General features: G+C 69.1%; 12 protein-coding genes and 1 tRNA gene. 3 read left to right on the forward strand and 10 right to left on the reverse strand.

What is annotated here, in order from left to right:
• Nucleotides 1–142 precede the first annotated feature (142 nt).
• From LCL61_RS12340 to glp, 4 genes are all read right to left on the reverse strand, one after another.
• A tRNA-Ala gene (locus tag LCL61_RS12340) sits at nucleotides 143–215 on the reverse strand.
• 71 nt (nucleotides 216–286) lie between these two features.
• Nucleotides 287–1,096, reverse strand: coding sequence for a gephyrin-like molybdotransferase receptor GlpR (gene glpR / locus LCL61_RS12345; protein ID WP_340686967.1), 810 nt, complete (start codon nucleotides 1,094–1,096; stop codon nucleotides 287–289).
• Nucleotides 1,097–1,257: 161 nt separating this feature from the next.
• Nucleotides 1,258–1,929, reverse strand: coding sequence for a GNAT family protein (locus tag LCL61_RS12350; RefSeq protein ID WP_340686968.1), 672 nt, complete (start codon nucleotides 1,927–1,929; stop codon nucleotides 1,258–1,260).
• The gene (gene glp / locus LCL61_RS12355; protein ID WP_126736878.1) at nucleotides 1,929–3,200 is read right to left on the reverse strand and encodes a gephyrin-like molybdotransferase Glp; all 1,272 of its coding nucleotides are present in this window, start codon (nucleotides 3,198–3,200) and stop codon (nucleotides 1,929–1,931) included. The genes LCL61_RS12350 and glp overlap by 1 nt, the downstream gene beginning before the upstream one ends.
• Nucleotides 3,201–3,469: 269 nt before the next feature.
• Between glp and LCL61_RS12360 the strand changes: the two genes are divergently transcribed.
• Together LCL61_RS12360 and LCL61_RS12365 are read left to right on the forward strand one after the other, a co-directional pair.
• On the forward strand, nucleotides 3,470–3,991 hold the full coding sequence (locus LCL61_RS12360) for a 5-formyltetrahydrofolate cyclo-ligase (protein WP_340686969.1): 522 nt from the start codon (nucleotides 3,470–3,472) through the stop codon (nucleotides 3,989–3,991).
• Between the two features lie 205 nt (nucleotides 3,992–4,196).
• Nucleotides 4,197–5,570: a UTP--glucose-1-phosphate uridylyltransferase gene (locus LCL61_RS12365; protein ID WP_340686970.1), complete on the forward strand. Its 1,374-nt coding sequence runs from the start codon at nucleotides 4,197–4,199 to the stop codon at nucleotides 5,568–5,570.
• On the opposite strand, the gene LCL61_RS12370 is transcribed toward LCL61_RS12365, so the two are convergent.
• The 5 genes from LCL61_RS12370 to LCL61_RS12390 all read right to left on the reverse strand — a co-directional run bounded on the left by LCL61_RS12370 (nucleotide 5,567) and on the right by LCL61_RS12390 (nucleotide 9,965).
• Nucleotides 5,567–6,289 (reverse strand): class I SAM-dependent methyltransferase, encoded by a 723-nt coding sequence (locus tag LCL61_RS12370; RefSeq protein WP_340686971.1) that lies wholly within the window; start codon nucleotides 6,287–6,289, stop codon nucleotides 5,567–5,569. The genes LCL61_RS12365 and LCL61_RS12370 overlap by 4 nt on opposite strands.
• Entirely contained in the window at nucleotides 6,282–8,462 is a 2,181-nt protein-coding gene (locus tag LCL61_RS12375; RefSeq protein WP_340686972.1) for an MMPL family transporter, read from the reverse strand. Before LCL61_RS12375 ends, LCL61_RS12370 begins: the two co-directional genes overlap by 8 nt.
• Nucleotides 8,463–8,573: 111 nt before the next feature.
• On the reverse strand, nucleotides 8,574–8,843 hold the full coding sequence (locus tag LCL61_RS12380) for a hypothetical protein (RefSeq protein WP_340686973.1): 270 nt from the start codon (nucleotides 8,841–8,843) through the stop codon (nucleotides 8,574–8,576).
• On the reverse strand, nucleotides 8,840–9,181 hold the full coding sequence (locus LCL61_RS12385) for a winged helix-turn-helix domain-containing protein (protein WP_340686974.1): 342 nt from the start codon (nucleotides 9,179–9,181) through the stop codon (nucleotides 8,840–8,842). Before LCL61_RS12385 ends, LCL61_RS12380 begins: the two co-directional genes overlap by 4 nt.
• Nucleotides 9,182–9,209: 28 nt before the next feature.
• Entirely contained in the window at nucleotides 9,210–9,965 is a 756-nt protein-coding gene (locus tag LCL61_RS12390) for a GNAT family N-acetyltransferase (protein WP_340686975.1), read from the reverse strand.
• A 50-nt stretch (nucleotides 9,966–10,015) separates the two neighbouring features.
• Between LCL61_RS12390 and LCL61_RS42575 the strand changes: the two genes are divergently transcribed.
• Nucleotides 10,016–10,282 (forward strand): CPCC family cysteine-rich protein, encoded by a 267-nt coding sequence (locus LCL61_RS42575; protein ID WP_425341995.1) that lies wholly within the window; start codon nucleotides 10,016–10,018, stop codon nucleotides 10,280–10,282.
• Here the strand turns inward: LCL61_RS42575 and LCL61_RS12395 are convergent, their stop codons facing one another.
• Nucleotides 10,283–11,017: a DUF2786 domain-containing protein gene (locus LCL61_RS12395; RefSeq protein WP_219148241.1), complete on the reverse strand. Its 735-nt coding sequence runs from the start codon at nucleotides 11,015–11,017 to the stop codon at nucleotides 10,283–10,285.
• Nucleotides 11,018–11,053: the final 36 nt, after the last annotated feature.

Raw genomic sequence — 11,053 nt, forward strand, 5'->3', positions numbered from 1 at the left:
GCTCAGCGGATCGCAGCGACCAGCGCGGAGGGCACAAACAAAAGGACCACCCGCGATGCGGGTGGTCCTTGCTCGCCTTCAGGCGTAGCGGTCCTACTTCGCGGCCTTCATTCAGGCACTTGTTCTAGTAAGACCTCCAGGGTGGAGCTGAGGGGAATCGAACCCCTGACCTTCTCGATGCGAACGAGACGCGCTACCAACTGCGCTACAGCCCCTGGTGAAGCTTGCCCCTTGTTGGGAGCTCCGTGAGCCTATCAGTGGCTCATGGAGCTCCCAACAAGGGGGGTCACTCTCCGGAGGCCCGGCGGAAAGGCCTGGTCCCGGGCTCGTCGAGCTCGTGGAAGGCCGGGTCCTCGTCGTCGATGTCGACGACGACGGCTTGGCGCCGCAGGCGGGACATCGGGGACGGCTTGCGTTCCACGACGGCCGGGCGTTCGGTGGCGACGACCTCGATGTCCTCAGGGGACTCGTGGGTTTCGTCGTCCTCGACCGCCGGGCGGCGCGGGGCGCGGGTGCTGTTGAAGCGGGCGAGGCGGCGCTGCCGGATCTCGTTCTCGATGCGGACCTGGCGGCGCAGGTACACGAGGTAGCCGATGAGGACGGCGTCGACGACACCGTTGGCCCACCAGACCGTCGGGGTCAGGAAGCCGGCGACGGCCGCGGTGGTGACCACCAGCACCAGGAGGGCGATGACGATCCGCTGCCGGAACGCGTACTTGGCGCGCGCGGCGATGTCGGCCGCCTCCGGGTCGAATCCGCCCCGGCCTGGCCGGTAGCCGGTGCTTTGGCGTTCTCTTTCGGGCCGGGCCGTGCGCGAGGGCTGGGGAAGCGGCTCGGCCTCCGGTGCCTCGTCTTCGAGGTCGGCGTCGAGTTCCGCCTCGAGTTCCGCCAGGTCGTCTTCTACCGATGGTTCCGTGTTCTCCGCCATCGCGAACTCCTCCGGTCCCTCGTGGCGTGTGCTCCCGCTCCGCACGACTCGCGCCGCCAAGGCCGAGTCCGTCGTCCGTGCGACCTGCTGGCGCTTGCGGGCGACCATGGGCACGAGAACGACGAGCCATGCCGCTGCGAGCGCGACGATGATCACCGAACTGGGCATCTCCCGTCACCTCCCCCGATCCACTGCTGTAGTCACGCTAGCCACAACAGTCACACACGCCGCGCAGACTCGCCGGTTCCGATCACGGAAAATGCATCACCAAATTAGGTGAATCTCACAGCTTGTGGTAACGCGGTCACCGGAACGTCCCGGTAACGGGGTCAAACGCGCTCCGCGAGGCCCTTCGCGACGAGCCGCGAGACCAGTCCGTCACCGGTCTCCTCCTTGGTGACGGCGTAGCAGAAATGGTCCCGCCAGCCGCCCGCGACATCGAGGTAGCGCTCGAAAAGTCCCTCTCGCCGATAGCCAGATTTGGCGAGAACCCGCAGGCTGGGGGTGTTTTCGGGGCGGACGGTCGCCTCGAGCCGGTGCAGCCCGCCGAAATCGAAGACATGGTCGGTGACGAGGGCGACGGCGCCGGTCGCGACGCCGCCGCGGACGATGTCCGACGACACCCAGTAGCCGATCCAGGCGGAGCGGAGCGACGCCCGGATGACGTTACCCACAGTGATCTGTCCGGCGAAGCGTCCATCCACCGTGATGGTGAACGGGAGGCATTGCCCGCGCCGGGCGAGGCCGCGCAAGGCCAGCCATTGGGACGGCCACGACCAATACGCGTTGCGCTCCGGCCACGGCCCGACGCCGGTCGGTTCCCACATTTCGAGGTGCTCGCGGTCCCGCAGCCGGACGCGGCTCCAGTCGCCGGCGTCCCGCAGCCGGACCGGCCGGACGGCGAGGATCCCGGCGGGCACCCGGAGCGGGCCCAGCTTCGCGGGCCAGCCCGGATGCCTGCTCTCGATCGGATACGCGACGCCGGAAATCGGTGCGCCCATTACGCCCGCTGGGCCAGGAAGGTCACCTTGACCTGCTCGCCCGCGGCGACCTCGGTGAGGTCTTCGTCGATGTTGATCAGGCAGTTCGCCTCGGCGAGCGATGCGAGCAGATGCGCGCCGGAGGTGCCGAGCGGCTGCACCAGATACTCGCCGTTGCCCTCGTCGCGCAGCAGCTGGCCGCGCAGGAAACCCTTGCGTCCCTTGGTCGAGGTGATCGGGGAGAGCAGCCGCGCGCCGACGATCCGGCGATGCGGGTTGCGGGTGCCGCGCGCGGCGCGGATCAGCGGGCGCACCAGGACCTCGAACACGACCAGCGCGCTCATCGGGTTGCCGGGGATGAGGAACGTCGGCACCGAATCGGGGCCGAGCCTGCCGAAGCCCTGTACGGAACCGGGGTGCATGGCGACGCGGGTCATGTCGATGTGGCCGAGGTCCGACAGTGCCGCGTGCACCTCGTCGCCCGCGCTTCCGCCGGCGCCGCCCGCGACGACCACGATCTCCGACATCAGCAGGCGGCCTTCGACGACCTCCCGCAGGCGTTTCGGGTCGCCGGGGACGATGCCGACGCGGCTCACCTCGGCGCCCGCGTCCCGTGCGGCCGCGGACAGCGCATAGGAGTTGACGTCGTAGACCTGCCCGACCGACGGGGTGCGGTCGATGTCGACCAGCTCGTCGCCGACGGACACGATCGAAACCCGGGGCCGCGGGTAGACCAGGACCTTCGCCCTGCCGACCGCGGCGAGCAGGCCGACCTGTGCCGAGCCGATGGTGTCGCCCTTGCGCACGGCGACGTCGCCGATCTGCACGTCCTCGCCGGTCCGGCGCACATAGGCCGCCGACGGCACGGATTTGTGCACGGTGACCTTGGCCTGGTGACCGTCGGTGTAGGCGGTCGGGACGACGGCGTCGGCGAGCGTCGGCAGCGGCGCGCCGGTGTCGACCCGCACGGCCTGGCCGGGCTGCAACCGCCGCGGCTGGCGGGAACCGGCGGCGATCTCGCCGACCACCGGCAGCTGCACCGGCTCCTGGCCCGCGGTGCGGACGTCGACGCTTCGTACCGCGTAGCCGTCGACGGCGGCCTGGTCGAAACCGGGCAGCGCGTGTTCGGCGACGACCTCTTCGGCGCACAGGAGGCCTTGGGCCTCGGAGATGGCGACCCGGACCGGGCGCGGGCGCACCGCGGCGTCCAGGGTCAGCGCGATCTGATCCTCGACGGAACGGAACTGTCCCGCGTCTTCGGTCTCGGCCGCTTCGGCGATGGGCTCCGTCATGACTGGGGGATCTCGATCCGTTCGTTCGACCAGGCACGCGATGAAGGCCCGTCGGTGAACTGAAGTTCACCACCGTTACCAGGAGTGATGCGGTCCGAAGCCGCGGAAATCGCCCGATCGGGCAAGCTCCTCGTGGTCCGTGCCGCCGGGGTGGTCGCTGCGCCTGTCATAGGCGTGAAGCCTAACCTGACCACGTGGGCGAGCCTGGCAATGAACACCTGAGCAAAGCGGAGTGGCGTTCCCGGATAACCGCCGAACGACGTTCGCAGGTGTCGGAAGTGCGGATGCGGGAGGCGGTGGCGCTCGCCGCCGCGGCCGCCCGGTTGCCGGGGGAAGTCCTGTGCGCCTACGTCCCCTTCGGTACCGAGCCGGGTTCGACGGCGCTGCTTGATCAACTTCTCGACCAGGGGAAACGCGTGCTGCTGCCGATCGTTCCCGACACGCCGGGGCCGCTGGAGTGGGCCGCGTTCGAAGGCCCGTCGAGTCTCGGGCCCGGCAGGCTGCGGGGACTGCTCGAACCGACCGGGCGCCGCCTCGGTCCCGACACGCTGGGAACGGCCGATCTGGCGCTGATCCCCGCGCTCGCCGTCGACGACGAAGGGGTCCGGCTCGGCAGGGGCGCCGGGTACTACGACCGGTCGCTCTCCTTCGCCGCGCCGGGTGCCGCGCTGATCGCCGTCGTCCGGGACGCCGAACTCGTGCGTGAATTGCCGGCGGAACCGCATGACGTCCGCATGACCGGGGTACTGACCCCGGAGCGCGGCCTGGCGCCGCGCCCGGTAATAGACTGACGCCTGTTCGCGGAGCTGAGACGTAGCCGGGAAAGTGACCCTGAGCGTGAACCCGCCCCGGCCGCAGGCCCCGCTATCGCGGTGGCAGGGCGCCCTGCTCGTCACCGTGACAGGTATGACGAGGCCGCGTCCTGCCGACGTCGATCGCGGACGCGGGTTCACCAACGGCACTGACGCCCCGACGCAGTGGTTCAGAAAGGGCACAATGAGCTCTGACGCGCACCTGTCCGATCAGTTCGCCGAAACGCTGTCGAAAATGCGTTCCGCGGGGGCCCACGCCATGGAGCTGGCCGCCCTGCGGCGGCGTCTCGAGCAGCTGTCCGAACCCGGCGCCGGTCAATTGCTGGGAAACGAACTCGAACCGCTCGAGGACATCAGCAGGCTCGTCGACCTGCCCGAGCCGGACGCCGAAGAAGCGCGCCGGGTGCTGGACCGCACGGCCGTGCTGAAGCTCAACGGCGGGCTGGGCACGAGCATGGGGCTCACCGGGCCGAAGTCGCTGCTGGAGATCAAGCCGGGCAAGACGTTCCTCGACGTCATCGCCATGCAGGTGCTCTCGACCCGCGAGAAGTACAACGCACGGCTCCCGTTGATCCTGATGAATTCGGCGGGCACCCGCGAACCTTCGCTGGAGTTGCTGAAGAAGTATCCCGATCTCGCCGACGACGTCATCCCTGCCGACTTCCTGCAGGGCCGCGAACCGAAGATCACCGCCGACGGGCGGCCCGCCGAATGGCCGTCGAACCCCGAACTCGAATGGTGCCCGCCGGGACACGGCGACATCTACATCGCGCTCGCGGTGAGCGGGATGCTCGAAACGCTGCTGGCGGAGGGCATCCGCTGGTGTTTCGTGTCCAACGCCGACAACCTCGGCGCGCTGCCGGACGCGCGGATCGCCGCGTGGCTCGCGACCGAGGACATCCCGTTCGCGATGGAGACCGTGCTCGGCACCGCGGCCGACCGCAAGGGCGGGCACCTCGCGCGGCGCGCGGGCCGGATCGTCCTGCGTGAATCCGCGCAGGTCCCCGACGGCGACGACTCGTTCGGCGATGTCGGCAAATGGCGGTTCTACAACACCAACAACATCTGGATCGACCTCGAACGCCTGAAAGCCCTCCAGGACGCCGACCCGGCCGCGCCGCATCTGCCGCTGATCGTGAACCGGAAGACCGTCGATCCGGCGGACGCGGCCAGCACACCGGTGATCCAGCTCGAAACGGCGATGGGCGCGGCGATCGGCTCAGTCGAGGGCGCGCGGGCCATCGAAATCCCGCGGACCCGGTTCGCGCCGGTCAAGACCACCGACGACCTGCTCGTCGTCCGGTCCGACGCGTACGTGCTCGACGAGAGCGGGGAGATGATCCCGGAGTTCACCACCACCCCGCCGGTCGTGTCGCTGAGCAAGGAGTTCTACAAGCTCCTGCCGGACTTCGACGCGCGTATCCCTTCCGCGCCTTCGCTCAAGGACTGCACGAGCCTCGCCGTGGACGGCGACGTCACCTTCGGGAAGGGCGTCGTCGTCCGTGGCGACGTGAAGATCACCGGGCCGAAAACCGTTCCGGACGGCGAAATCCTCTAGTCTCGCCGGGCGATGAACACGTACTCGCGTCCTGGGCGATCCGGGGCGTCCCGGACGTCCAGGACGCGAAACCCGTGCTCCGCCAGCAAGTCTTCCAGTTCATCGCGTTCGCGGAACCACAGCGTCGAGTCCGAGGTGACGACCTCGCCGTCGGGGAACCGGTAGCTGTACCGGAACGACACGAACGGGAGGTTCACCCCGGTGACCTCACGCCACTGCTCGACATCGCCGACGCCGGGGACGTCGATGACGTCGTGCGCGGTGTCGGCGGCCCAGTCCTCCCACACGCGGCGACCGGGGCGCCGGACCTCGAAGACCAGGTGACCGCCGGGCACCAGCGCGGTACGGATACCTTCGAGCGTCCGGCGCCATTCGCCGTCGGTCAGGAAGACCTGGGCCACGTTCCCGGTCATCACCGCGAGATCGGCGCAGGCGTCACCCGCCGCTTTCGCGTCGCCGTGGATCCAGGTGATCTTCCCTTCCGGGTCTTTGGCCTTCGCGACCTCCAGTGACGCCTCCGCGGGATCGACTCCCACGACCTCCATCCCGCGTGCGGCAAGGAGAACGGCCAGGCAGCCGGTGCCGCAGCCGACGTCGAGCACTCTCTTCGCCCCGAGTTCGCCGATGATGTCGAGGTAGTGCTCCAGATCGTCGCGAGCGCCGTCGAAGGCGTCGTAGATCGGTGCGAGCCGGGCGTGGGCGAAGAGCGCGTCAGGCATTCGGCGACGATAGTTCCGGGACGCGTTCGCGGGCCACGGATTTACGGTCACGCCGCCAGGCCCGTTCTCCCAGTGCCGCCAGGAAGGCGGGCAGTAGCACGCCGCGGATCAGGGTGGCGTCGATCAGGACGGCGACCGCCATCCCGACGCCCATCATCTTGTACTCGATCGCGCTCAACGTGATGAAGACGCTGAACACGCCGACCATGATCACCGCCGCCCCGCTGATCACCCCCGCGCTCGTGCCGGTGCCGCGGACGATCGCGGTGACGGCGCCTTCGGCCCGCCGTTCGCGGATCCGGCTGAGGATGAAGATGTGGTAGTCCATGCTCAGCCCGAGCAGCAGGACGAACATGAACATCGGCAGCCAGCCCACCACCCCGCCGTACGGGGTGAAGCCCAGCAGGGAAGCGAAATGGCCATCCTGGAAGATCCAGGTGAGCACGCCGTAGGCCGCGCCGATCGACAGCAGGTTCAGCACGATCGACACCAGCGCCACCGGCACGGACCGGAAAGCCCGCAGCAGCAACAAGAACGCCGCGAGCAGGACGAACCCGAAGACCAGCGGCATCCGCTCGATCACCCGGTCGGCGAAGTCGCGGGCGCTCGCCGTGCGGCCTGACACCGCGAACTCGACACCGTCCACCTTGCCGACCGTCTCCGGGAGTACTTCGGTGCGCAGTTTCGCGAGCGCGGCGTCGGCTTCCGCGTCGCGGCCCGCGCCGGACAGCGGGACACGGACGACCACGGCCTGGTCGACGCCTCCGACGGCGATCGGCTTGTTCAGCACACCGGAGGATTCGCCGATCCGCCGTTCGAGATCCGTGATCGCCGCTCGTAGCGCCGGGCTGTCGACCGGGCCGCCGCGCTCGGCCGTCAGTACCACCGTGGCGGGGTAAACGACTCCCGGAAAGGCTTCCTGGGTGCGGACAGCGGCGTCGATCGTCGCCATCGAGCGCGGCAGGCTCTCCGCCGGCGTCGGATCCTGCAGGCGCATGCCGAGCGCGGGCAGCGTGAGCAGGAGGAGCAGCGCGGTCGCGAGCCCGCCCCACAACGCCGGCCGCCGGGTGACCACGCGAGCCGTCGCGGACCAGAACCGCGAGTTCTCCGCGGCGGTGCGCCGCTTGCCCAGCCAGGGAATCCGCCCGCGATCGACCTTGTCGCCCAGCAGGGAGAGCAGCGCCGGCAGCACGGTGACCGCGCCGAGTACGGCCAGCCCGACCACGAACGCCGTGCTGATCGCGAGCCCGGTGAAGTTGTCGAGACCGGTGAACACCAGCCCGCCCACGCACAGGACGACCGTGACGCCGGAGACGACAACGACATGCCCGGAGGTCCGCGCCGCGATGAGGATCGCGCCGTCGACGGAGTGGCCGCGCGCGCGTTCTTCCCGTTGCCGCCTGAGGAAGAACAGCGAATAGTCGACGCCCACCGCCATTCCGATGAGCAGGGTGATCACCGTCGTCGCGCCGTTGATCGGGGTGAAGTCGTCGACGACGGAGAGGAAGCCGAACGTCGCCGCGACACTCGTGCCCGCCAGCAGCAGCGGGACCGACGCGGCGGCCAGCGCTCCGAAGACGATCAGCAGGATCACCAGGGTCAGCGGCAGGGAAAGCAGTTCCGAACGTTTGACGTCCTCCCGGATGCCCTTGTCGACCACGGACGACAGGCTGAGATCCCCGGACAGGCCCAGCCGGACCGAGGGATGCCGGGCGGCGACCGCGTCCACCTGTGCGGTGGCGGCCTCGAAATTCGGGCGGATGTCCTTCTCCCCGCCCGCGATCGCGAAGCCGACGAGCCCTGACGCGCCATCGGCCGAGATCCGCTCGGCACCGCCGGCGTCCAGCGGCGAGCGGAGGTCGGTGACGGCGCCGGACCCGGTGAGCGTGGTGACCAGATCTTCGGTCGCCCGCCGGAGTTCTTCGTTCGCGGCGAACGGCGGTGAGCCGGGCTCCTTCGCCGCGACGAGGACGTTCTCGCGTAAGGGGTCGAAGGTGCTTTGCGCGTTCAGCGCTGTCTGCGCGCGGCCGGACTCGCCGGGATCGGTGCCGCGGCGGCCTTCGCCGTCCAGCAGCATTCCCGACAGCAGGGCGACGACCACGAGGGCGACCCAGCCGGCGAGGGTGAGCGCGCGATGCCGCAGGGACCACGCGGCGATCTTTTCGGGCAGCATGAACTACAGTCCTTTGCGTGAAGGAGTGAGATGCCTCGGGCGAGGTTTTTGCTTCTTCTTTCCTGGGCCGCCGAGTTGCCGCTCGGCGGCCCAGGGTCTTTCACCGGCCGGTCAGTCGACCTCCTTGAGGATCCGTTCGACCGTGCCCACGCTCTTTCGCAGCTCCGCGAGGCGTCCGTCGAGTTCGGTGAGTTTGCGTTCGGTTTCTTCCTGCGCCTGGACGGCCTTCTCGGCGAGCCTGCGGTATTCCTGTTCGCGCGCGAGCGCGCCCTTGGCCCGGATGGTCGCGCCGAACTGCCACACGACCACCGTGATCACCACGGTGAGGAACACGAAGATGCCGATCAGCCCGGCGACCTCCTGCCATTGATGCCAGTTCACGCTCGTTCCCCCTCGTCACCCGGTGGCGGTGTGCTGAGTGTCGGCGCCGCGGCGGCGATGGTGTCCGGGCTCAGCTCGACCAGGAACGGTTTCACCTCGTAGAACTTCATCGCCTTCCCGTCCTCCGACAGCTCCAATGCGGCCGAAACGAGCCCGGCCGCCTCCAGTTTGCGCAGGTGGAGCTGCAACAGCGCCCGGCTGATGCCGAGCTCTCGCGCCAGCTGGCTGACATACGCGCGTTCCGCGCGCAGTGCCGCGACGATCCGCAGCCGGTGCGGATTCGCCAGCGCCGCCAGCAGGCGCAGCAGCTCGTCGCCGGACGGTCCGGTGGCGGTCACGCCGCGCTCCTGCACATGCCAAGGAAATCTAGCAGGTGCTGGCTTCGTCTGTCAGGTGCTCGAGCCAGACGTTCGGCTCGACGTAGACGCCGACGTCCTGCGCCGAGGAGGCGAGCACCGGCGCGATCCCGCCCGGTACGGCCGTGAGGCCGTCCCGGAGTTCGACGCCGGTCCACGCCTTCCACTGAGCGAAGGTGCCGGTGACCGTCATCGCGAACGGCGCCACTTTCACAAACCGGGCGCCGAGCCGTTCATGCGTGCGCAGCCACGGATCCTCCGGCAGCCCGTCCGCGCGACGGCGGGCGATATAGTCCTCAAAGGACAGTCTTGGTTCGTTCTCCTTCCCGGCCGGGCGGACCGGCACGACGAGCTTGCGCATACCCGTATCCGTGGCGCGTTTTCTCAATGCTTCCAACGCTTTTGTGGCCAGGCCGCCGCCGCGACGACCTGGCGCGACCATCACTTCGAGTGCGACCAATGTCTTTGTCTCACGGGTGCTCATCAGATCTTCCGCGGCCCAGATCAGGGCGGCGTCCCAGCCGTGGTCCGGCAGTTCCGGGCGTTCGGCCGTGGGGAAACCGACCGGGACGGCGGCGGTTCTCGCCACCGGTACGCCGTCTTCCAGCAACACGAGGAAGTATTCCGGCCAGCGGGCGGCCAGGTGGGACGACTTCGCCAGCAGGCCTGCCAGGCCGTGCTGGAGGAATTCGCCGCCGACACCGCCGAGGGCGAGCGCGGGCTCGCGCAAATCGGGCCGGGTGGCCAGGTCTTCGATCACGATCATGTCCTCAGTAGACCCGAGGACACGCGATTCTCACGAGGTGGATTTTCGCCATGCGAGCGGAATGCGGGGCAGACGACGGAGTGCACGCCTGTCCTTGCTGTGGCTATCTCACGGTGGGCGAGCGCGGCGCGTACGAAATCTGCCCTGTCCGCTTCTGGGAGGACGACGGGCAGGATGATCACGACGCGGACGTCGTCCGAGGCGGCCCCAACGGGCGCCTGTCACTCACGGTGACTCGGTTGAACTTCGATCTCACGGTGTATTCACCATGTCCGGCCGCCGGAACCGGACGAGATCCCTCCCGGCGGGAGCGCTGACTAGCGCACGGGCAGTGCGCGGCGCCGTCCGGTGATACCGGTGGTGTTGAGGTTGGCGCGCTCGCCGGCGGAGTGCCCGTCGAGGTAGCCGCTGCCGGACAACCGTCTCGGCGGCGCCGAGCGCAGGTCTCCGTATTGCTCGTCGTACGCCTGCTTGACCATCGCCGTCCGGTCCTGGATCACGAGTTCGGCCGAACGGTGGCCGGCCGCGGCCGGATGGGTCCGGGCGGCGGTGTCCTCGCTGTTGCGGAGCCGTTCGTAGACCGCGCCGGAGAACCCGTGCAGCCAGGTTCGCCGGTACGCCGCCAGCGATTCGCCCGCGAACACCCGGTTCTCCGGGCGGACCCGGGTCAGCTGGGTGGTCGCCTGCAGCAGCAGGCTCGTGTACAGCAGTTCCGTGCGTTCCAGATCGGAGCGGAAACCGAACACCGTCACCGCGGTGACCGACTGGCCGAGCCGGTGCAGCAGGGCCCGGCAGCGCAGCGGATGCGCGATGTTCGTGAGCAGTCCCGCCTTGTCCCGGCTGTACGGGTTGTCGAGCGGGATCATGATCTGGGTGATCTCGTCCGCGGTCGCCCCGGAGGCGGCCAGGAGTGCCTGGTCGATGCCGTACCGGGCGATCAGTTCGGCGGCCTTGGTGTTGTACGACTCGGCTTCGGCCTCGGTGACCGCCGGGTCCTCCGCCTTCGCGAGGAGTTTCCGGACGCGCGCGAGCAGCGTGTCATGGTCGGGCATGGCCCTCCTTCCTGATTGGGTTGGAGCGGATCAATC

Origin of the sequence: Amycolatopsis coloradensis, assembly GCF_037997115.1 — a bacterium.
Classification (GTDB): domain Bacteria; phylum Actinomycetota; class Actinomycetes; order Mycobacteriales; family Pseudonocardiaceae; genus Amycolatopsis; species Amycolatopsis coloradensis_A.

Excerpts from the sequence above, each read along its gene's own strand:
- LCL61_RS12375 (WP_340686972.1), bottom strand. The coding sequence starts at position 8,462 with ATGCTGCCCGAAAAGATCGCCGCGTGGTCCCTGCGGCATCGCGCGCTC.
- glp (WP_126736878.1), bottom strand. The coding sequence starts at position 3,200 with ATGACGGAGCCCATCGCCGAAGCGGCCGAGACCGAAGACGCGGGACAG.
- glpR (WP_340686967.1), bottom strand. The coding sequence starts at position 1,096 with ATGCCCAGTTCGGTGATCATCGTCGCGCTCGCAGCGGCATGGCTCGTC.
- LCL61_RS12395 (WP_219148241.1), bottom strand. The coding sequence starts at position 11,017 with ATGCCCGACCATGACACGCTGCTCGCGCGCGTCCGGAAACTCCTCGCG.
- LCL61_RS12350 (WP_340686968.1), bottom strand. The coding sequence starts at position 1,929 with ATGGGCGCACCGATTTCCGGCGTCGCGTATCCGATCGAGAGCAGGCAT.
- LCL61_RS12370 (WP_340686971.1), bottom strand. The coding sequence starts at position 6,289 with ATGCCTGACGCGCTCTTCGCCCACGCCCGGCTCGCACCGATCTACGAC.
- LCL61_RS12390 (WP_340686975.1), bottom strand. The coding sequence starts at position 9,965 with ATGATCGTGATCGAAGACCTGGCCACCCGGCCCGATTTGCGCGAGCCC.
- LCL61_RS12365 (WP_340686970.1), top strand. The coding sequence starts at position 4,197 with ATGAGCTCTGACGCGCACCTGTCCGATCAGTTCGCCGAAACGCTGTCG.
- LCL61_RS42575 (WP_425341995.1), top strand. The coding sequence starts at position 10,016 with ATGCGAGCGGAATGCGGGGCAGACGACGGAGTGCACGCCTGTCCTTGC.